General features: G+C 62.9%; 19 protein-coding genes and 3 tRNA genes. 15 read left to right on the top strand and 7 right to left on the bottom strand.

Annotated features, from left to right (window positions below; translation table 11 throughout):
• Window positions 1-49: 49 nt before the first annotated feature.
• The 8 genes from GGQ99_RS05865 to GGQ99_RS05830 all read left to right on the top strand — a co-directional run bounded on the left by GGQ99_RS05865 (window position 50) and on the right by GGQ99_RS05830 (window position 7,702).
• Complete coding sequence (locus GGQ99_RS05865; RefSeq protein WP_183261280.1) at window positions 50-1,324, top strand: N-acetylmuramoyl-L-alanine amidase; 1,275 nt, start codon at window positions 50-52, stop codon at window positions 1,322-1,324.
• A gap of 45 nt (window positions 1,325-1,369) precedes the next feature.
• The gene (locus tag GGQ99_RS05860; protein WP_183261278.1) at window positions 1,370-1,534 is read left to right on the top strand and encodes a hypothetical protein; all 165 of its coding nucleotides are present in this window, start codon (window positions 1,370-1,372) and stop codon (window positions 1,532-1,534) included.
• On the top strand, window positions 1,531-3,984 hold the full coding sequence (locus GGQ99_RS05855) for a penicillin-binding protein 1A (protein WP_183261276.1): 2,454 nt from the start codon (window positions 1,531-1,533) through the stop codon (window positions 3,982-3,984). Before GGQ99_RS05860 ends, GGQ99_RS05855 begins: the two co-directional genes overlap by 4 nt.
• 255 nt (window positions 3,985-4,239) lie before the next feature.
• Entirely contained in the window at window positions 4,240-4,710 is a 471-nt protein-coding gene (locus GGQ99_RS05850; RefSeq protein WP_183262368.1) for a VOC family protein, read from the top strand.
• A 145-nt stretch (window positions 4,711-4,855) separates the two neighbouring features.
• Window positions 4,856-5,987, top strand: a protein-coding gene (gene prfB, locus GGQ99_RS05845) for a peptide chain release factor 2 (protein WP_108608210.1) whose coding sequence is annotated in 2 segments (ribosomal slippage) — window positions 4,856-4,921 and window positions 4,923-5,987 — 1,131 coding nt in all. Because the reading frame shifts where the segments join, the coding sequence is not laid out codon by codon here.
• Between the two features lie 132 nt (window positions 5,988-6,119).
• Complete coding sequence (locus GGQ99_RS05840; protein ID WP_108609908.1) at window positions 6,120-6,452, top strand: cupin domain-containing protein; 333 nt, start codon at window positions 6,120-6,122, stop codon at window positions 6,450-6,452.
• 99 nt (window positions 6,453-6,551) lie between these two features.
• On the top strand, window positions 6,552-6,920 hold the full coding sequence (locus GGQ99_RS05835) for a GFA family protein (protein WP_108609907.1): 369 nt from the start codon (window positions 6,552-6,554) through the stop codon (window positions 6,918-6,920).
• Between the two features lie 134 nt (window positions 6,921-7,054).
• Entirely contained in the window at window positions 7,055-7,702 is a 648-nt protein-coding gene (locus GGQ99_RS05830; RefSeq protein ID WP_108608209.1) for a YiaD family glycine zipper/OmpA-like lipoprotein, read from the top strand.
• Window positions 7,703-7,870: 168 nt separating this feature from the next.
• On the opposite strand, the gene GGQ99_RS05825 is transcribed toward GGQ99_RS05830, so the two are convergent.
• The 3 genes from GGQ99_RS05825 to GGQ99_RS05815 form a co-directional block, all read right to left on the bottom strand.
• The gene (locus GGQ99_RS05825; RefSeq protein WP_183261274.1) at window positions 7,871-9,409 is read right to left on the bottom strand and encodes a DEAD/DEAH box helicase; all 1,539 of its coding nucleotides are present in this window, start codon (window positions 9,407-9,409) and stop codon (window positions 7,871-7,873) included.
• 167 nt (window positions 9,410-9,576) lie between these two features.
• The gene (locus GGQ99_RS05820; protein WP_108608207.1) at window positions 9,577-10,350 is read right to left on the bottom strand and encodes an NAD kinase; all 774 of its coding nucleotides are present in this window, start codon (window positions 10,348-10,350) and stop codon (window positions 9,577-9,579) included.
• A 101-nt stretch (window positions 10,351-10,451) separates the two neighbouring features.
• Window positions 10,452-10,619, bottom strand: a complete 168-nt coding sequence (locus tag GGQ99_RS05815) for a hypothetical protein (protein WP_183261272.1) — start codon at window positions 10,617-10,619, stop codon at window positions 10,452-10,454.
• Between the two features lie 157 nt (window positions 10,620-10,776).
• On the opposite strand from GGQ99_RS05815, the gene GGQ99_RS05810 reads away from it, so the two are divergent.
• Window positions 10,777-10,852, top strand: a tRNA-Thr gene (locus tag GGQ99_RS05810).
• Between the two features lie 5 nt (window positions 10,853-10,857).
• On the opposite strand, the gene GGQ99_RS05805 is transcribed toward GGQ99_RS05810, so the two are convergent.
• A complete protein-coding gene (locus tag GGQ99_RS05805; protein ID WP_183261271.1) occupies window positions 10,858-11,352 on the bottom strand; it encodes a YbaK/EbsC family protein in 495 nt (164 codons plus the stop codon).
• Between the two features lie 212 nt (window positions 11,353-11,564).
• On the opposite strand from GGQ99_RS05805, the gene GGQ99_RS05800 reads away from it, so the two are divergent.
• The gene (locus GGQ99_RS05800) at window positions 11,565-11,888 is read left to right on the top strand and encodes a BA14K family protein (RefSeq protein ID WP_183261269.1); all 324 of its coding nucleotides are present in this window, start codon (window positions 11,565-11,567) and stop codon (window positions 11,886-11,888) included.
• A gap of 53 nt (window positions 11,889-11,941) precedes the next feature.
• Here the strand turns inward: GGQ99_RS05800 and bhcR are convergent, their stop codons facing one another.
• Window positions 11,942-12,778: an HTH-type transcriptional regulator BhcR gene (bhcR, locus tag GGQ99_RS05795; RefSeq protein WP_183261267.1), complete on the bottom strand. Its 837-nt coding sequence runs from the start codon at window positions 12,776-12,778 to the stop codon at window positions 11,942-11,944.
• Window positions 12,779-12,976: 198 nt separating this feature from the next.
• Here bhcR and gcl point away from each other — a divergent pair, with 198 nt between their 5' ends.
• The 3 genes from gcl to GGQ99_RS05780 are packed head-to-tail and all read left to right on the top strand — an operon-like array spanning window position 12,977 to window position 16,528.
• Window positions 12,977-14,758 (top strand): glyoxylate carboligase, encoded by a 1,782-nt coding sequence (gene gcl / locus GGQ99_RS05790; RefSeq protein WP_183261266.1) that lies wholly within the window; start codon window positions 12,977-12,979, stop codon window positions 14,756-14,758.
• Between the two features lie 18 nt (window positions 14,759-14,776).
• On the top strand, window positions 14,777-15,574 hold the full coding sequence (otnI, locus tag GGQ99_RS05785; protein ID WP_108608202.1) for a 2-oxo-tetronate isomerase: 798 nt from the start codon (window positions 14,777-14,779) through the stop codon (window positions 15,572-15,574).
• A 36-nt stretch (window positions 15,575-15,610) separates the two neighbouring features.
• Window positions 15,611-16,528, top strand: a complete 918-nt coding sequence (locus GGQ99_RS05780; protein WP_183261264.1) for a 2-hydroxy-3-oxopropionate reductase — start codon at window positions 15,611-15,613, stop codon at window positions 16,526-16,528.
• A 116-nt stretch (window positions 16,529-16,644) separates the two neighbouring features.
• On the opposite strand, the gene GGQ99_RS05775 is transcribed toward GGQ99_RS05780, so the two are convergent.
• Window positions 16,645-17,511 (bottom strand): WD40/YVTN/BNR-like repeat-containing protein, encoded by an 867-nt coding sequence (locus tag GGQ99_RS05775; protein WP_183261262.1) that lies wholly within the window; start codon window positions 17,509-17,511, stop codon window positions 16,645-16,647.
• 116 nt (window positions 17,512-17,627) lie between these two features.
• Window positions 17,628-18,473 (bottom strand): 23S rRNA (guanosine(2251)-2'-O)-methyltransferase RlmB, encoded by an 846-nt coding sequence (rlmB, locus tag GGQ99_RS05770; RefSeq protein ID WP_108608200.1) that lies wholly within the window; start codon window positions 18,471-18,473, stop codon window positions 17,628-17,630.
• A 197-nt stretch (window positions 18,474-18,670) separates the two neighbouring features.
• Here rlmB and GGQ99_RS05765 point away from each other — a divergent pair.
• Window positions 18,671-18,755 (top strand) — tRNA-Tyr (locus GGQ99_RS05765).
• A 126-nt stretch (window positions 18,756-18,881) separates the two neighbouring features.
• Window positions 18,882-18,955 (top strand) — tRNA-Gly (locus GGQ99_RS05760).
• The last annotated feature ends 45 nt before the right edge of the window (window positions 18,956-19,000 follow it).

Below are 19,000 nucleotides of genomic sequence, written 5' to 3'. Positions count from 1 at the left end.
TTCGGCGTGCAGCCTTTGCGCGCCTGCTTTTGGAGCGGCAAGACGAGAGATGGGGCCTGCGGCATTGACCGGCACGAGCTTCCCGATCGGGGGCAGTCAGCCCAGGGGCGCAATTTGCCGTGCGCTGCTTTTGGTGCTGGCGTTATTTTCGGCTGTCGTGGGCTTTCAATCCCAGCCGGCTTCTGCCGCCGATGCGATCAAGACGCTCGACTACAAGATGGCAGGCGACGCGACTCATATGCGCATCGTGATGAATTTCGACCGCGAGCCGGAGCCGAGGTGGTTCTTGTTGCGGGGGCCGCATCGTCTGGTCGTCGATCTCCCAGATACGTCACTGGCGCTGGATGCAAAGGAACTCAAGCCCCGCGGCCTGATCAAGGGCGTACGCTATGGCACGTCGGGCGAGGGCGCCTCGCGGCTGATCGTAACGTCGAAGGGGCCGTTCAACGTCGAAAAAGTCGACATCCTCAGGAATGAGGATGGCTCTGGCTACCGTATGGTCGCGGATATCGGCGCTGCCTCCGAACGGGAGTTCGACGCAGCACTTGCTGCCCAGGCCGAAACGACAGGCTCGACGGTGTCCACGCCCAAGAGCGACCGCGTCGGCAAGATCGCCCACCGCGGCGACCGGCCGTTCACCATCGTCCTCGACCCCGGACACGGCGGTATCGACGGTGGTGCGGAAGGCCTGAACGGGACGGTCGAAAAATCGGTCACGCTCGCTTTCGCCCAGGAATTGAAGGCCAAGCTGGCGGCGAACGGTGCCTACAAAGTGGTGCTGACGCGCGAGGGTGACGACTTCCTGCGGCTCGACGATCGCGTTCGCATCGCTCGCCAGGCCGAGGCGGACCTGTTCATTTCGATCCACGCCGACACCATCCGCCTGAAGGGCATTCGCGGCGCGACCGTCTATACCGTCTCGGACAAGGCGTCCGATGCCGACGCCCAGGCACTCGCCGATCGCGAAAACCTCTCTGATCAACTGGCCGGCGTCGACGTTGCTGAAGAAAATCACGAAGTCTCCGACATTCTTGTCGATCTCATCCGGCGCGAAACGCATGGCTTTTCGACACGATTTGCCCGCTCGCTGGTCGGCGAGCTGTCGCCGACGGTCGGCATGATCAACAACCCGCATCGTTCTGCAGGCTTCAGGGTGCTCAAGGCCCCCGACGTGCCGTCGGTGCTGGTCGAACTCGGCTATCTCTCGAATCCCGAGGACGAGGAGCAACTGCGCAGCGCAGATTGGCGCGAGAAGGCCGCAAGCAGTATTTCGAAGGCTGTCGCTGCTTTCGTTGCCGGGCGTGGAAGCAGCACCGGCGGCTGACGGCCCGCAATTTGGCGTTGCGGAGCGGCAACTACCGAGGCAATTATGGCCGTTCTGGCCGAAATCTTTGGCGCATGCTGGCTGTTGCCGTATTTTGCCCACAACCGCGCGACATGGGTGGCCGATTACGGATCGGGACAGTACCTGCGGCTTGCGGTGATGGCGGGTTGGTTTAGGGAACCCCCGAACCTTGTACTGGAGCGGGCATGATTCGTCTTATCGGCTATTTCTTCGGCATCGGCACGACGCTTGCGCTCGTCGTTGCGGCGGGTGTGGCGATCTATCTTGGCCAGGTCAATAAGGAACTGCCGGACTACGAGGTGCTCGCCAAATACGAGCCGCCGGTGACCACCCGCATCCACGCCTCCGATGGCGCGCTGATGGGCGAGTTCGCGCGCGAGCGCCGGCTCTATCTGCCGATCCAGGCTGTGCCCGACCGCGTCAAGGCGGCATTCCTGTCGGCAGAGGACAAGAATTTCTACAACCATCCCGGCATCGATGTGACCGGTTTGGGCCGCGCCGTGCTGACAAATTTCCAGAATTTGGGCTCCGGCCGCCGCCAGGTCGGCGCCTCGACGATTACCCAGCAGGTCGCCAAGAACTTCCTGCTGAGCTCCGATCAGACATACGAGCGCAAGATCAAGGAAATGATCCTGGCCTTCCGCATCGAGCAGGCCTACTCGAAGGATCGCATTCTCGAGCTTTATCTCAACGAGATTTTCTTCGGCCTTGGTGCTTATGGCATCGCCGGTGCAGCGCTGACTTACTACGACAAGTCGGTCAACGAGCTGACGGTCGCAGAAGCGGCCTATCTGGCGTCGCTTCCCAAGGGCCCGTCCAACTATCATCCGTTCAGGTTCACCGACCGGGCGATCGAGCGCCGCAACTGGGTCATCGACCAGATGGTCGGCAATGGCTACGTGTCGCGCGAAGAGGGTGAAAAGGCGAAAGCGTCGCCGCTTGGCGTCACGCCGCGCCGCGTCGGCACCTATGTTTTCGCTGGCGAGTACTTCACCGAGGAAGTGCGCCGCGAACTGATCGCCCGCTATGGCCAGGACGCGCTCTACGAGGGCGGCCTGTCGGTGCGCACCACGCTTGATCCGAAGCTTCAGGTGATGGCGCGCAGGGCCATGCAGTCGGGCCTGGAAAAATACGATCGCCTGCGCGGCTACCGCGGCCCGGTCAAGAGCATCGACATTTCCAGCGATTGGGGCACGGCGCTGGGCGAGGTCAAGAGCCTCGACGACGTCCCCGAATGGCGCCTTGCAGTCGTACTAGACAGCTCGAAGGCGGGGCTCGGCATCGGCCTGCAGCCCAAGCGCGAGGTTTCCGGCGCACTCTCCAAGGACCGCGAGCGCAGCACCGTGTCCGCGGAAGATATGAGCTTCGCCATGCGCCACGTCGTCGACGGCAAGCGCGTGAAGGCCAATTCGCCCGCCGACGTGCTCAAGCCCGGCGACGTCGTCTATGTCGAAAAGAACCAAGGCAGTGACAGTTATGCGCTGCGCCAGGTGCCAGAGGTATCGGGTGGTCTCGTCGCGATGGACCCGCATACCGGCCGCGTGCTCGCCATGGTCGGTGGCTTCTCTTATGCGCAGTCCGAGTTCAACCGCGCCACCCAGGCGATGCGCCAGCCCGGTTCTGCGTTCAAGCCGTTCGTCTATGCGGCAGCACTCGACAATGGCTATACCCCCGCATCCGTGATCATGGACGGTCCGATCACCATCCAGACCGGCAGCACGAGTTGGTCGCCCAAAAACTATGACGGCAAGGCGGCTGGTCCGTCGACGCTGCGCGCCGGCATCGAGCGCTCGCGCAACCTGATGACCGTCCGTCTCGCCAACGACATGGGCATGAAGACGGTGGCCGAATATGCCGAGCGCTTTGGCGTCTATGACAAGATGCTGCCCGTGCTGGCCATGTCGCTGGGTTCCGGCGAAACCACTGTCATGCGCATGGTCTCCGCCTACGCCGTGATGGCCAATGGCGGCCGGCAGATCAAGCCGTCGCTGATCGACCGCATCCAGGATCGCTACGGCAAGACCGTGTTCAAGCACGACGAGCGCGGCTGCGAAGGTTGCGTTGCCGCCGACTGGGCCAACCAGCCGGAGCCGGAACTGGTCGACAATTCCGAGCAGGTGCTCGACCCAATGACCGCCTACCAGATCACCTCGATGATGGAAGGCGTCGTCCTGCGCGGCACGGCAACGACCCTGCTCGAACTCGGCCGCCCGATGGCCGGCAAGACCGGCACCACCAATGACGAGAAGGATGCCTGGTTTGTCGGCTATACGCCGAACCTCGTCGTCGGGCTCTATCTCGGCTTCGACAAGCCGCAGACGCTGGGCAAGGGCACCACTGGCGGCGGCCTTGCGGCCCCTATCTTCAAGGAGTTCATGAAGGTGGCGCTCGACGGCACGCCCAAGGTCGACTTCGTCGTTCCCGAGGGCATGGCCCTGATCTCCATCGATCGCAAGACCGGCATGCAGGCAGCCCAAGGCGCGCCCGGCACCATCATGGAAGCCTTCAAGCCCGGCACCGGCCCGGCCGACAGCTACTGGGTCATCGGCATGGGCGAAGATGGCAGCAACGGCTATGGCGAAGCGCTTTCGCCGCAGGCCAGCAAGGCCATCAGCGAAGGTGGCGGCGGCCTCTATTAATCCGGACAGCCACGTCGGCGAAAGCCGGCCTCCAAAGCAAGTTTTCAGGATGCGCGCGGCTCGGCCGCGCGCATTTTTGTTTGCGCGCAGGAGGCTCTATCGTCTTGCGTATATCCTATCAGTTATATAGCTTATTGGTTATTGGAGAGCCGAGTGGCTAGAGCTTTGCGCACATGTCGGAAACTTGCCCGCTCGAACGTCCTTGCAACGGAAACTGCCACGGCAATCCGAATTCTGAAAAAGGAGGAGAGAATGATGCAGAAGATCACGCCGTTCCTGTGGTTCGACAACCAGGCGGAAGAGGCGGTCAGTTTCTACATCTCGGTGTTCAGGAACGCCAAGGTCGGCAAGGTGATACGCTATGGCGAAGCTGGACCCGGTCCGGTGGGCAGTGTCATGGTTGCGGAGTTCGAGCTTGAGGGGATCCGTTTCACCGCACTCAATGGCGGTCCCATGTTCAAGTTCACCGAAGCGATCTCGATGGTTGTCGACTGCAAGGATCAGGCCGAGGTCGATCATTTCTGGGACAGGTTGTCGGAAGGCGGGCAGCCTGGCCAGTGCGGTTGGTTGAAGGACAGGTTCGGCTTGTCTTGGCAGATCGTTCCCGAAGCCTTGCCGCGGCTGCTTGGAGACCCCGATCCGGCCAAAGCGGGCAGGGTGATGCAGGCAATGTTGCAGATGACCAGGATCGAGGTCGCCAAGCTGGAAAAGGCTTACGCGGGATAGGTGATGGTGCCTCTGGCCCTGATCGTGATGGGCGGGAGCCGCGGCGTCCGCCCATTTCCCTTTACAGGCGGAGGCCCCGACCCTATGTTCCGCGCCGATTCAAGGGTCTTTCCAGGCCGCCAACAACAAGAAGAAGCACACTGCCATGCGCGCGGAAACGCAGAACATCGTCGACGAAATCAGGCAGGCCATAAGCCTGCTGAGGAGGCATCTTTGACTGGGATCAGGCGGTAAAGCGGCTTGATTACCTGAACATGAGGGCTGAAGACGCTGCTCTCTGGAACGACCCTCAGGAAGCGCAGAAGCTGATGCGCGAGCGCCAGTCGCTCGACGACAGCATCAAGTCCATCAAGGGCCTGAGCCAGGCGCTCGACGACAATATCGGCCTGATTGAGATGGGCGAGGAAGAAGGCGACGCTGATATCATCAGCGAGGCCGAGACCGCTATCCGTTCGCTGTCGGGCGAAATCCGGGCACGACAGATCGAGTCGCTGTTGTCGGGCGAAGCCGACCAGAACGACACCTATCTCGAAGTTCACGCCGGCGCCGGCGGCACCGAAAGCCAGGACTGGGCGAACATGCTGCTGCGCATGTATACGCGCTGGGCCGAGCGTCGCCGCTTCAAGGTCGAGGTCCTGGAAGTCCATGACGGCGAAGAAGCCGGCATCAAGTCGGCCACGCTGCTCATCAAGGGCCACAATGCCTACGGATGGTTGAAGACGGAATCGGGTGTCCATCGCCTGGTCCGCATCTCGCCCTATGACAGCAATGCCCGGCGGCACACCTCGTTCTCCAGCGTCTGGGTCTATCCGGTGGTTGATGATTCGATCGAGATCGACGTCTCGGAATCCGACGTCCGCATCGACACTTACCGGTCCTCGGGCGCCGGCGGCCAGCACGTCAACACGACCGACTCTGCGGTGCGCATCACGCACATCGCGACAGGCATCGCGGTTGCCTGCCAGGCCGAGCGTTCGCAGCACAAGAACAAGGCCAAGGCCTGGGAGATGCTGCGCTCACGCCTCTACGAGGAAGAGCTGAAAAAGCGCGAAGCCGTCGCCAACGCGACAGAGTCCGCCAAGACCGACATCGGCTGGGGTCACCAGATCCGCTCCTACGTTCTCCAGCCCTATCAGCTGGTGAAGGATCTGCGCACCGGGGTCGAAAGCACCAGCCCTTCCGATGTGCTGGATGGCGATCTCGATGACTTCATGGAAGCCTCTCTGTCGCAGCGTATCGAAGGCGGGGCAGGGCAGGCTGTCGCTGACCTCGACTGATCGGCAAAGCCGACATCGTCAAGCCCGGCCGCAGTGCGGCCGGGCGCCGATGCCCGGAACATTCCGGCTAACATTTCGTTAAGCATGCGGGCGCAGGATTTCGCTTGGGAGGTGATCTCAGGGGAAGACGCCATGTTGTGCCCAGGAAAGCCCCGCCCGCGCGCGCTTGCTGTTTCGGCGCTGGCGCTGATCTCGCTCAGCACGCCACCAGCCTCATCGCATGACGCTCCAAAAGGCTGGACCTATCCTTTTGCCTGCTGCTCCGGCTACGACTGCCGCGAGGTGCCGAAAAAGGCCATCAGCGAGCGCCCGCAAGGCTATGTCATCGAAGGCACCGGCGAGGTTGTCACCTATCAGGATGCGCGTATCCACGATTCGCCGGATGGCCAATACCATTGGTGTTCGGTCGCCGGAGCCGATGACAGCCGGACCATATGCCTGTTCGTCCCGTCGAGGTCATATTGAGGCGCCAGCGCACCTGCTCCTGACGCTAGCCTGTCAGGAGCACCTGGCTAATGTATGCCGTCGCCAAGCGGCGCGACGCTGACCTGCGAGGAGATGGACATGGTCATCAAGGCAAGCTGCCATTGCAAGGCAACAACGTTCGAAGTGACGGAGGCGCCGGAGACTGTCACCGCCTGTACCTGTTCGTTCTGTTCCAAGCGCGGCTCGTTGTGGGCCTACTACACGCCGGCGCAATTCACGCTCACCAGCCCACCGGAAAACGTATCGGTCTATGAGTGGGGATCAAAGACGGTGAAGCACGGCTTCTGCGCCATCTGCGGCTGCGGCACCTTCACCAAGACACCTGACTGGTCGACCGGCGAGCCTGATTTCGACAACCCCAAGGTCAGCGTCAATGCTCGCCTGTTCGACGACTTCGATCTCGATAAGCTCGAGGTAGTGGTCATCGACGGAAAGAACCTCTGGTGATCTGGCGATAGTCTGTGACTTTGCGCCTCGGTTGCTCCGCTGATCCGTTTTTCGCCGTATTTCATGCTACAAGGCCGGTGAAGGGCTTTGCGCGAAACGCCATTGGGTTTCGCGGTACGGAGAGGGACATCCTTATGAAAAAGACAGTGATTTTGGTGCTGGCAGGCAGCATGTTCGTCGGCGCCTGCACCACCGACCCCTATACGGGTGATCAGAAGGTTTCCAACGCGGCTGCGGGTGCTGGCCTTGGTGCGTTGGCCGGTGCCGGCCTCGGCCTGCTGGCTGGCGGCAATGATCGCCGCAACGCGCTGATCGGCGCCGGTGTCGGCGCACTCGCTGGCGGTCTTGCCGGTGGCTACATGGACAGGCAGGAATCGGAGCTCCGCGCCCAGCTTCAGGGCACGGGCGTCAGCGTTACCCGCGCCGGCGACCAGATCATCCTGAACATGCCGTCGAACATTACCTTCGCCACGGACCAGGATGCCGTGAAGGCAGGCTTCTACGGCACCCTCAACTCGGTTGCCCTGGTGCTGAAGAAGTTCAACCAGACCACTGTCGACGTGTTCGGCCACACCGACTCGACCGGTGGCGACCAGCACAATTTCGACCTGTCGCAGCGTCGCGCGCTGTCGGTCGCCAACTACCTCGGTGCCCAGGGAGTCGATTCGCGCCGCTTTGCCGTCACCGGCTTCGGCGCGACGCGACCGATTGCGTCCAATGCTACGTCCGAAGGCCGCGCTCAGAACCGCCGCGTGGAAATCCAGCTGTCGCCGCTCACCTGAGCGGCGAGCAGCCAAGCAAGCAACAAAACGGCCCCTTGCGGGCCGTTTTTCATTTGGACTGTGATGCGCCGCTATGAAACCGCCGCCCTCTGCGAAAGCCAGGTTCCGCTCAGGCACAAATGAAAATGGCCCCGAAAGGGGCCATTTTTCGTTGAGGCGCAGGCGCGCTCAGACGTTGGTCGCGATCAGCATGAACGCCGGCATGTCGTCGCCGAAGCCAACCGTGCGGTCGTCGTCTTCCTCGCGCTCGCGGTTGCTGCGACGGTTGCCGCGGTCGTCGCGACGCTGCTTGTCGTGTTCGGCGCGTGGCTTGCGTTCGGCATTGCCATTCCTGATCGCTTCCTTGCGCTCGCGGCGCTCGTCGATGTCGGACACGACATTGTCGACGGGAGCTTCAGGGGCGGCGGCTGCCTGGACGACGGGTGCTTCGGCACGGGGCTTGTGGTCGCGTTCGCGGCCGTGCCGATCCTTGCCGGCCCGGCGCGGCGCTCCACGACCGCGGCGCGGAGCCACCTCGTCGTCGCCTTCGCTGGCAACGACCGTCGACAGGTCGCCGTCGTGCCATTCCACTTCCAGGCCAGTCAGCCGGTGGATGGCGTCGACATATTTGGTGTCGGACTTGGTGACGATGGTGAAGGCCTTGCCGAGACGTCCGGCACGACCGGTACGGCCAATGCGGTGGACATAGTCTTCCGCGTGGATAGGCACGTCGTAGTTGAAGACGTGGCTGACCTCGGGAATGTCGAGGCCACGCGCGGCGACGTCGGAGGCGACGAGCAGCTTCAACTTGCCGTCACGGAAACCGGCCAGCATCGCCATGCGGGCCCGCTGATCCATGTCGCCATGCAGCGCGCCGGCGTCGAAATCGTGCTTCACCAGCGAGCGGAAAAGTTCCGACACGTCGACCTTGCGGTTGCAGAAGATGATGGCGTTCTTGATCTCATCGCCTTCGGCATTGATGAGCTTGCGCAGCGTTTCGCGCTTGTCCCAGGGCTTGGGGCCGGACTTGACGAGGCGCTGGGTGATGTTGGTGCTGGTCGATGCCGCCTTGGAGACCTCGACGCGAACAGGCGCGTGCAGGAACTGCTCGGTCAGCTTGGTGATCTCTGGCGGCATCGTCGCCGAGAAGAACAGCGTCTGCCTGGTGAATGGGATCAGCTTGCAGATGCGCTCGATGTCGGGAATGAAGCCCATGTCGAGCATGCGATCTGCCTCATCGATGACGAGGATTTCGACGCCGGTGAGCAAAAGCTTGCCGCGCTCGAAATGATCAAGCATGCGGCCGGGCGTGGCGATCAATACGTCAGCGCCGCGCTCGAGCTTCTTTTCCTGCTCGTCGAACGACACACCGCCGATCAGCAGGGCGATGTTGAGGCGATGATTCTTGCCGTACTTGACGAAGTTCTCTTCGACCTGTGCGGCGAGCTCGCGCGTCGGTTCAAGGATCAGCGTGCGTGGCATGCGTGCCCGGGCGCGCCCCTTTTCAAGGCGCGTCAGCATCGGCAGCACGAAGGATGCTGTCTTGCCGGTACCCGTCTGGGCGATGCCAAGCACATCCTTGCCTTGCAAGGCGTGCGGGATCGCGCCTGCCTGGATCGGCGTGGGCTGCGTGTAGCCGGCGTCGGTGACTGCGGAAAGGACCTTCGGCGAGAGGCCGAGGTCTGCGAAGGTCAACGCTTCTGGAGCGGTCTGAGTGTCTTCGGACAAGTGTGTTGGCTGTCTTTGCTCGTTCAAGGGCGCGGCGCATTCGCCACGACAGGCGCAACTCGCCTGCAATATGCCGCAACGCGATAGGCGTAAGTGTGCGATTTGTCAACTCAAACTGGCACGCAACCCGCGTTTGCAGCCCTTTACTTCCGGCTGTGGCCCAATGCTCAGTATTTGAACTGCTCGGCCAGGATGCGCTCGCTCCAGGAATGGCCGGCATCGAACAGCAGGGTCGCGGTATGCGATGCCGATTCCTTGACCTCGACCGAGACCACGGATTTGACTTCCGTGTGGTCGGCAACCGCGTTTACCGGGCGCTTCCGTTCCTCCAGTATTTCGAAGCGGACGACTGCGGTCTTCGGCAACAGCGCGCCGCGCCAGCGCCGTGGCCGGAACGGGCTGACCGGCGTGAGCGCCAGCAGCGGCGCGTCGAGCGGCAGGATCGGGCCGTGCGCCGACAGATTGTAGGCGGTCGAACCGGCGGGTGTCGCCACCATCACGCCGTCGCAGATCAGGTCCTCGAGCCGCACCTTGCCGTCGACAGATATGCGCAGCCGTGCGGCCTGGTAGGACTGCCGCAGCAGCGACACTTCGTTGATGGCCAGCGCTTGCGTCGCGGCGCCTGTGTCGTCGATGGTTTCCATCTCGAGCGGACGGATGGTTTCGGCAACGGCCGCGGCAAGGCGCCCGGGCAGGGCGTCCTCGCTGTATTCGTTCATCAGAAACCCGACTGTGCCCCGGTTCATGCCGTAGACGCGCTTGCCGGTGCTCATCGTCTCGCGCAGCGTCTGCAGCAGGAAACCGTCGCCGCCCAGCGCCACGACGATGTCGGCCTGACCGAAAGGCATCTGGCCATAGCGCCGCGAAAGCCGCTTTGCGGCGGCGTCCGCCTCGGGCGTGCCCGATGATGCGAACGAAAATGTCAGCGACTTGGCGTCCATATGCTCCCTGCAGGCGGTCCGAACGCCGATGCCGGCCGCCGGCAACGGGTTAGCATGCAGGCTTGGCGAAGCAAAGGGAGGGGAGCCAGTTCGGCCCCGGTTCAGCCCATGCCAGTGACGTGGCGGAGGTAAAAGGCAAGGGCGATGAAGCCGACGATCGCGGCGATGCCGGTCCAGTCGACCTGCGCCTTCTTGGCCAGGCGGAAAATCCTGAGCAGCAAAAGCCAGGCGATCACGATCGCCACAGCCACGATGACAAACCTGATCATCCATCATCTCCGACGCGAGGGCCGATGCCCTTGGTCAAGATGTAGGGAAGCTCGAGTGCGAGTTTTAGGGCGCTAGCCGCGATGCGCCTTGGGGAAGCGTCGCAGCTCGACCGAAATTGTCTTTACTGGCGCACAGAATATGCTAACGGGGCGAAATGCCCTTGTAGCTCAGCTGGTAGAGCAGCGGTTTTGTAAACCGAAGGTCGCGGGTTCGATTCCTGCCGGGGGCACCAGCCAGCTACTCAGCAGCTTCCGCTTCTTGCCTGTCGACGACATCCTGGCAGATGTCGCACCATTCTGCGCCGACAAGCTGTGCCATGCGTTCGACGCCGATGCGCACTGCCGCATTCGTCGCCCCTGCGGCCGGCACGACTTCGTCATAGGCGCGCAGCGAGACGTCGCAGTAGACGGGCAGGGGCGTTGCCAGGCCGAACGGGCACACGCCGCCCACCGGGTGACCGGTGAGTTCGGCCACCTGTTCGGCATCGAGCATGCGCGGCTTGCCGCCGAATGCATCGCGGGACTTGCGATTGTCGATGCGCGCGTCACCCCGGGCGACGACCAGCAGCGCGCGATCGCCGACGCGCAGGCAGATCGTCTTGGCGATCTGCGCGGGTTCGACCCCGTGCGCTTCGGCTGCCAAGGTCACCGTCGCCGAACTGGTCGGCGTCACGATGACCTCGATGTCGGGGGCACGCTCGGCGAAGAAGGCTTTGACTGAGTGCAGGCTCATGGTCTTTCCCGGCAATGTTCATTGCATTGAGCTTCTGACTTCGTCCGCCGCCGCCCGGCTGTCAAGCACATGACCTTGGCCCACCGCGCATCGATCCGCGCGGAACCCCTGCAGAAAAAATCTCTCAGCTGCGTGAACCTTTTGCCCGCCCGCCGCCACTGACTGGCATGAGGCGGATGGAACGCCTCCCAGATCAACCGAAGGAGAGCACCATGTCGTTCAAGAGCAAGATGATTTCGGGTCTTATCGCTGCTGCCGTCGTCGCAACCGGCCTCGCCGGCACCGTCCAGCAGTCTTCCGCGGGCGGTTTGACCCGGGCCGAGGCCGCTGCACTCGCCGGCGCAGGCGGCTTCATTGCCGGCGCCATCATCGCCGGCGGCCACCGTCCGGCTCCGGCGCCTTATTATGACGCCTATTATCCGGTGGATCCTTATGGCAGCCATGTCCAGCGCTGCCTGGCCCGCTATCGCAGCTACGATCCGCGTACCGACACCTATGTCGGCTACGATGGCCGGCTGCGCTATTGCCGCCTGTAGCCGGAACGACCCTGCAATCGGGAGAAGGGGCAACCTTTCTCCCGATTGCGCTTTCAGAGGCCCGGCACGGTGCCGTCGGGCGATCCCCCGATCATCCGGGTCAGCTCTGCCGCCGCGTCACGGACGATCGGGCCGATCTCGCCGAGCCGTTCCGGTGTCACGCGCACAGTCGGCCCCGAAACCGAAACGCCGCCAATGGGTTCGCCGAACTCGTTGAACACAGCCGCTGCGATGCAGCGCATGCCGGGGTAACGCTCCTCATCGTCAACCGACCAGCCGCGCGCGCGGATCTGTTCGAGATCGCGGGCAAGCGATGCCGGCTCCGAGAGCGTCCTTTCGGTATAGGCGTCGAGGCCGGCCTTGCGCACGATGGCGTTGACGCGGTCGCGGTCGAGATGGGCAAGAACCGCCTTGCCGATGCCCGATGCATGGAACGGGCTGCGGGTTCCTGGCCGGAAGAAGGCACGGATCGCCTGGTGCGTCTCGACCTGGCTGACGAAGACGACACAATCGTCTTCGGCGACACCCAGGTTGGCCGTTTCGCCGGTTTTCTCCATCAGTTCCTGCATGACGGTGCGGGCACGGTCGACGAGCTTGCGCCGGCGCAGGAAGGCAGCTCCCATGCGATAGGTCTCGACCCCGATTGACCACAGCTGGCCGTCGCTGTCGAACTCGACCATGCCGTGGTTCTGCAGCGTCGTCAGCATGCGGTAGGCGGTCGCCGCGGCAAGCTCGGATGCGGCGGAGATTTCGCTCAGCGACAGCCCGTCGCTGTGCGCGACGATCGCCAGGATGCGCAGTGCCCGATCGAGCGACTGCACGGAACCCGCGTCTGGCGCGGGCTGGAAGGCCCGAGGCCGTCCGCGTTGCCGTTTTTCCATCGTTGCCATGACGTTTGCTCCGCGATGTCTTTAAAAAACTTTTTCATCCAAGATGGCGGGCATTGCAACGAAAAATGAAAACCAACGCAAAATCAGATAGTAAGCACCGTCAACTAGAAATGAAAAAATATTTTGAAAAAATTGCAAAATACGAACTGCGGTGACACGATCAGCCAACAATCAGTTTCGATCGTTGGAGGTAAGACCATGGCCAGGATGCGCGCTGTCGATGCAGCGGTCCTCGTTCTCGAGAAGGAAGGCATCTCTTGTGCCTTCGGCGTGCCGGGTGCCGCCATCAATCCGCTCTATTCGGCCCTGAAGGCGCGCGGTTCGATCCGCCACGTGCTTGCCCGACACGTCGAAGGCGCTTCGCACATGGCGGAGGGCTACACCCGCACCAAGGCCGGCAATATCGGCCTCTGCATCGGCACTTCGGGGCCGGCCGGCACCGACATGATCACCGGTCTCTATTCGGCATCCGCCGACTCGATCCCGATCCTCTGCATCACCGGCCAGGCGCCGCGCGCCCGCCTCACCAAGGAGGATTTCCAGGCCGTCGATATCGCCGCGATCGCGGGCCCGGTCACCAAGTGGGCCGTCACCGTCATGGAGCCGTATCTGGTTCCGATGACGCTGCAGAAGGCATTCCACCTGATGCGCAGCGGTCGGCCCGGGCCGGTCCTTGTCGATCTGCCGGTCGACGTTCAGCTGGCCGAAATCGAATTCGACATCGACGCCTACGAGCCGCTCGCGGTCCACAAGCCGGCGATGACGCGCGCTCAGGCCGAGAAGGCGCTATCGATGCTCAACGAGGCGGAGAAGCCGCTGATCGTCGCCGGCGGCGGCATCATCAACGCCGACGCATCGGACCTGCTGATCGAGTTCGCCGAGATATCGGGTATTCCCGTCGTGCCCACTCTGATGGGCTGGGGCGCGATCCCCGACGACCACCGCCTGATGGCCGGTATGTGCGGCCTGCAGACCTCGCACCGCTACGGCAACGCGACGATGCTCGCATCCGATTTCATTCTCGGCATCGGCAACCGCTGGGCCAACCGCCATACCGGTTCGGTCGACAAGTACACGGCCGGCCGCAAGTTCATTCATATCGACATCGAGCCGACCCAGATCGGCCGTGTCTTTGCGCCCGACCTGGGCGTCACCTCGGATGCCGGCGCTGCCCTGAAGATGCTTCTCGATGTCGCCACCGAATGGAAGACGGCGGGCAAGCTGCGTGACTGGTCCGGCTGGGCCAGGGAGTGCCAGGACCGCAAGAAGACGATGAAGCGCAAGACCCATTTCGAGCAGGTGCCGCTCAAGCCGCAGCGCGTCTACGAGGAAATGAACAAGGCGTTCGGCCGCGACACCACCTATGTCACCACCATCGGCCTGTCGCAGATTGCCGGCGCACAGTTCCTGCACGTCTACAAGCCGCGCAACTGGATCAACTGCGGCCAGGCCGGGCCGCTCGGCTGGACATTGCCGGCAGCCCTCGGCGTTCGCGCCGCCGATCCGGATCGTGATATCGTGGCACTTTCGGGCGACTATGACTTCCAGTTCATGATCGAGGAACTGGCGGTCGGCGCCCAGCACAAGCTGCCCTACATCCATGTCGTCGTGAACAACGCCTATCTCGGCCTCATCCGCCAGGCGCAGCGCGGCTTCACGATGGATTTCGAAGTCAGCCTGGCGTTCGAAAACATCAACCGTTCAGGCGATCCCGAAGCAGGTTATGGTGTCGATCACGTCGCAGTTGCCGAAGCCATGGGCTGCAAGGCTGTCCGGGTTCGCAAGCCGGAAGAATTTGCCTCGGCCTTCAAGCAGGCCAGGCAGTTGATGAAGGAACACCAGGTGCCCGTCGTCCTCGAGTTCATTCTCGAACGCGTCACCAACATCTCCATGGGCGTCGAGATCGACAACATCGTCGAGTTCGAAGAGCTTGCCGAGAGCAACGAAGACGCGCCGACCGCGATCATGCTGCTCGACTGATCATCCGAGGGAAGACCAATGCCTAAGTTTTCAGCCAACCTTTCGATGCTCTTTGGCGAGCATGACTTTCTCGATCGTTTCGATGCCGCGGCACGTGCCGGCTTCCAGGCCGTGGAATATATCGCGCCCTACGATCACGCTCCCGACGTCGTGGCGGCGCGCCTCAAGAAGAACGGCCTCACCCAGGCGCTGTTCAACCTGCCGCCGGGTGACTGGGCGGCCGGCGAGCGCGGCATCGCCGTGTTGCCCGACCGCATCCACGAATTCCGCCAGGGTGTGGCCAAGGCGATCACCTATGCCCATGCGCTCGGCTGCGAACAGGTGAATTGCCTGGCCGGCATCGCGCCTGCTGGAAACGCCCGTGACGTGCTGGAAAATGTCTTCGTCGAGAATCTCGCCTTTGCGGCGGAGAAACTGAAGGCGGCGGGTATCCGGCTGCTGATCGAGCCGATCAACACCAGGGACATCCCGGGCTTCTTCCTGACCAACACCAGTCAGGCGCTTGGTATCATCGACCGGGTCGGTTCCGACAACCTCTATCTGCAGTATGACATCTACCACATGCAGATCATGGAGGGCGATCTCGCCCGCACCATCGAGGCCAATCTCGGCCGCATCGCGCACGTGCAACTCGCCGACAATCCCGGACGTCACGAGCCGGGAACGGGCGAGATCAACTACCCGTTCCTCTACGAACACCTCGACCGCATCGGCTACGCCGGCTGGGTCGGGGCCGAATACAAGCCGAAGGCCGGAACGGTCGAAGGCCTGGGCTGGTTCGAGGGCTTTGCCAACAAGGGCAGCGCCGCAGCCTGACAGCGCGCCTGCCACCGGAATTGAAGGAATATGGAAATGGAAAAGATCGGATTTGTTGGGCTGGGCATCATGGGCGCGCCGATGGCGGGTCACCTGCTGGACGCGGGTTTTGAGGTGGTTGCCAGCGACCATCGAGGCGCCCTGCCAGCCGAACTGGTTGGCAAGGGGCTGAAGTCGGTCTCCGGGTATCAGGCCCTGGCCAAGGCTGCCGATGTCATCATCCTGATGGTGCCCGATACGCCACAGGTCGCCGATGTGCTGTTTGGAGAAAATAGTGTTGCATCAGGACTTTCCAAGGGAAAGCTCGTGATTGACATGAGCTCGATCTCGCCGATCGAGACCAAGGAGTTTGCCAGGAAGATCAATGAACTCGGCTGCGACTATCTCGATGCGCCGGTTTCCGGCGGCGAGGTCGGCGCCAAGGCCGCGTCGCTGACCATCATGGTCGGCGGCGAGGAGAAACCCTTCGAGCGTGCTCGCCCGGTGTTCGAGAAGATGGGCAAGAACATCACCCTCGTCGGAACCAACGGCGTCGGCCAGACGACCAAGGTTGCTAACCAGATCGTCGTTGCGCTGACCATCGAGGCGGTCGCCGAGGCATTGCTGTTCGCCTCCAAGGCCGGCGCCGACCCAGCCAAGGTCCGTCAGGCGCTGATGGGTGGCCTTGCGGCTTCGCGCATCCTCGAGGTGCATGGCGAGCGGATGTACAAGCGCACCTTCGCGCCTGGCTTCCGCATCGAGCTGCACCAGAAGGACCTCAATCTCGCGCTGCAGGGCGCCAAGGCGCTTGGCGTGTCTTTGCCCAACACCTCGATGACGCAGGAACTGTTCAACTCCTGCGCTGCCAATGGCGGGGCGAAGGAGGATCACTCGGCGCTGGTGCGCGCACTGGAGCGCATGGCCAATTTCGAGATCGGCGCCGACGTGGCCGATGCAAAGGGCAAGGCGGCATAGGCAGGGAAGGGCGCGGCGGAAGTTCCCAACGCCGCAGCTTTCTCATCACTGTCGATGGACGGGTCCCTGCGGCATCGCAGCGGGCCCGTTCAGCGTTTTTCTGGCCTCGGTGGGACTCAATTGCCGAGCACGGCCCACTTCGCACCGGCATCGCTGGAAACGACGATGGCGCTTGTACCGGTCACGGCGACCATGCGCGCAGGCGTCTGCGGGTCGACCGCCAGGTGCAGTATGTAGCCTGCCGGATCTGGCCCTTCGCCCAGCACCGCGAAGTCCGGCGCCGTCTCGGTGGCCCGCATCAGCCCGCGCCCGGGCACGAAGGCGTAGATCGAGCCGTCGGCGGTCAATTCCACCGTGGTCACCGGAACGCCGGAGAGAATGGTCTGCCAGCTTCGGGCGGCGTCGCGGCTCACCTTTAGTCCTTCTTCGGTCGCGGCATAGACCGTATCGGGGCTTGCCGACGAGACCGCCAGGTCGATCAGCTTGGCTGGTGCGTCGCCTGCAATCGCCCAGGTCTTGCCGCCGTCGCGGCTGGTCTGGATTGACCCATACGAGCCATAGAGCACGTCGGGATTGCCGGGGCTCGCCGCAAGCTGGTGGAAGTCGACCGGACCGTCGACGCCGGGTGCGATCTGCTGCCAGCTCTTTCCTGAATCCGTCGACTTGATGAAACCGAGATTGCCACCGCCTTGCGGGTGGCCGCTGGCGAACATGATGGTGGCATCGGTCGGGTGCGGCACAAAACCCATGAAGTCGTCGCGGCTGTCCGAAACCGGCGTCACCGTGCCGTTCGGTGCAGTCTTCATCAGCCCGTGGTGGGTGGCGACCAGCACGGTGGAAGGATCGGCACGGTCGAAGGCCAGTCCGTGGATATGCGTCTTGCCGGCGAGTTCGGCCACAGTGATTCCCTGGGCGATTGCAGGGGAGACAGCGCCGAGCGCGATACCGGCTGACAAGAGGGTGAAAAATCCGAGGCGACGCATGACAAGACTCCGTTGTGCCCAGAGGCTACGGCCTCCGCCAGGTGGAAGGTCAAGGGGCGTCGGCGTTGAATTCGCTGCGCTGCCGCACTGGCTGGCTTGCAGGCCAGCCAGAGGTGTCAGCCGAGGAATTTCCGCGCCGCGTAGAGCGACACGGCCGCGGCATTCGACACATTGAGCGAATGGATTGCACCCGGCATGTCGAGACGCGCCAGTGCCGTGACCGTCTCACGTGTCTTCTGGCGCAGTCCCTTGCCTTCGGCGCCGAGTACCAGCGCCAGCTTGTCTCCGGAAAAACTCTTTTCGAGCTCCGCCGGGCCTTCCGAATCGAGCCCGATGGTCTGGAAGCCGGCCTCATGCAGTTCGCCGAGTGCTTCGGACAGGTTGCGCACTTCGATCAGGTCGATGTGTTCGAGCGCGCCAGACGCCGATTTGGCGAGCACGCCGCTTTCGTGCGGGCTGTGGCGCTGCGTGGTGATCAGCGCACCTGCGCCGAAAGCCACTGCCGAACGCATGATGGCGCCGACATTGTGCGGGTCGGTAACCTGGTCGAGCACCAGAATCAGCGGCGAATCGCCCAGCGCCGACAGCGCCTTGGATTTCAGCGGTTCAGCCTCGATCAGCACGCCCTGGTGAACGGCGTCCGTGCCCGTGACCTTGTCGATCTCCTTCGGCTCGACCAGCTCGGTGGCGAAGGGCAGGGCACCAAGGTCGGCAATCTCCAGCCTTTCGGCGGCATTGCGGGTGATCAGCATGCGCCTGATCTTGCGGCGCGGATTGTCGAGCGCTGCGCGCACGGTGTGCAGGCCGTAAAGCCGCACCAGGCCGTCGGCAGCGTTCTCGCCCGGTGGCACATGGCGCTTGGGCCGAAATTCAGGCGCGCCGCTTTTCTGGTCGCGAAAGGTGCGGCGCAGCTTTGCGTAGTGGCTGTCCTTGGGGGTTCCGGGCTTTTTTGTATCGTTCATGCGCCTGCTATAGCGGCAGCTCCAGGCTTTGGATACGGCCCGTTAGTCGGCGCTTCGAATATTCCGCATGAAAAGGCGCGCTGTCCGGTTGACAGGCCAAATCCTTGTCGCCATAAGCCCACGCAGATTTCGGGGCAGGGCGCTTCGCTCGGCACCGTGATCGAAAAGCCTCGTAGCATGGCTCCGGCAAAGCAGTTGGAGGAGTGCCCGAGTGGTTAAAGGGGACGGACTGTAAATCCGTTAGCTCAGCTTACGTTGGTTCGAATCCAACCTCCTCCACCACTGCCGGCCCGGAAGCCATAAAGCGCATGGCCTCGAAAGGTGAGTTCATCTTTCGGCAAGGAACATGCGCCAAGGTATATGCCAAGAGCGTCCTTCGCTCCTGAACAGGCGCGCGGCGCTCAGGGCGCGGGTATAGCTCAATGGTAGAGCAGCAGCCTTCCAAGCTGAATACGCGGGTTCGATTCCCGCTACCCGCTCCAGCGCATTTCGCCGAAGCGAGAAGCCTTTTATTTTTATCCGCTTGC

This window comes from Aminobacter niigataensis (assembly GCF_014200015.1).
Taxonomy (GTDB): Bacteria; Pseudomonadota; Alphaproteobacteria; order Rhizobiales; family Rhizobiaceae; genus Aminobacter; species Aminobacter niigataensis.
The sequence above is the reverse complement of the archived record's forward strand: the minus strand, read 5'-3'. Positions and strand labels throughout refer to the sequence as shown.

Bases quoted from the DNA above. Each gene is read 5' to 3' on its own strand.
- GGQ99_RS05865 (WP_183261280.1), top strand. From the start codon at position 50: ATGGGGCCTGCGGCATTGACCGGCACGAGCTTCCCGATCGGGGGCAGT.
- GGQ99_RS05860 (WP_183261278.1), top strand. From the start codon at position 1,370: ATGGCCGTTCTGGCCGAAATCTTTGGCGCATGCTGGCTGTTGCCGTAT.
- GGQ99_RS05855 (WP_183261276.1), top strand. From the start codon at position 1,531: ATGATTCGTCTTATCGGCTATTTCTTCGGCATCGGCACGACGCTTGCG.
- GGQ99_RS05850 (WP_183262368.1), top strand. From the start codon at position 4,240: ATGCAGAAGATCACGCCGTTCCTGTGGTTCGACAACCAGGCGGAAGAG.
- GGQ99_RS05840 (WP_108609908.1), top strand. From the start codon at position 6,120: ATGTTGTGCCCAGGAAAGCCCCGCCCGCGCGCGCTTGCTGTTTCGGCG.
- GGQ99_RS05835 (WP_108609907.1), top strand. From the start codon at position 6,552: ATGGTCATCAAGGCAAGCTGCCATTGCAAGGCAACAACGTTCGAAGTG.
- GGQ99_RS05830 (WP_108608209.1), top strand. From the start codon at position 7,055: ATGAAAAAGACAGTGATTTTGGTGCTGGCAGGCAGCATGTTCGTCGGC.
- GGQ99_RS05820 (WP_108608207.1), bottom strand. From the start codon at position 10,350: ATGGACGCCAAGTCGCTGACATTTTCGTTCGCATCATCGGGCACGCCC.
- GGQ99_RS05815 (WP_183261272.1), bottom strand. From the start codon at position 10,619: ATGATCAGGTTTGTCATCGTGGCTGTGGCGATCGTGATCGCCTGGCTT.
- GGQ99_RS05805 (WP_183261271.1), bottom strand. From the start codon at position 11,352: ATGAGCCTGCACTCAGTCAAAGCCTTCTTCGCCGAGCGTGCCCCCGAC.
- GGQ99_RS05800 (WP_183261269.1), top strand. From the start codon at position 11,565: ATGTCGTTCAAGAGCAAGATGATTTCGGGTCTTATCGCTGCTGCCGTC.
- bhcR (WP_183261267.1), bottom strand. From the start codon at position 12,778: ATGGCAACGATGGAAAAACGGCAACGCGGACGGCCTCGGGCCTTCCAG.
- gcl (WP_183261266.1), top strand. From the start codon at position 12,977: ATGGCCAGGATGCGCGCTGTCGATGCAGCGGTCCTCGTTCTCGAGAAG.
- otnI (WP_108608202.1), top strand. From the start codon at position 14,777: ATGCCTAAGTTTTCAGCCAACCTTTCGATGCTCTTTGGCGAGCATGAC.
- GGQ99_RS05780 (WP_183261264.1), top strand. From the start codon at position 15,611: ATGGAAAAGATCGGATTTGTTGGGCTGGGCATCATGGGCGCGCCGATG.
- GGQ99_RS05775 (WP_183261262.1), bottom strand. From the start codon at position 17,511: ATGCGTCGCCTCGGATTTTTCACCCTCTTGTCAGCCGGTATCGCGCTC.
- rlmB (WP_108608200.1), bottom strand. From the start codon at position 18,473: ATGAACGATACAAAAAAGCCCGGAACCCCCAAGGACAGCCACTACGCA.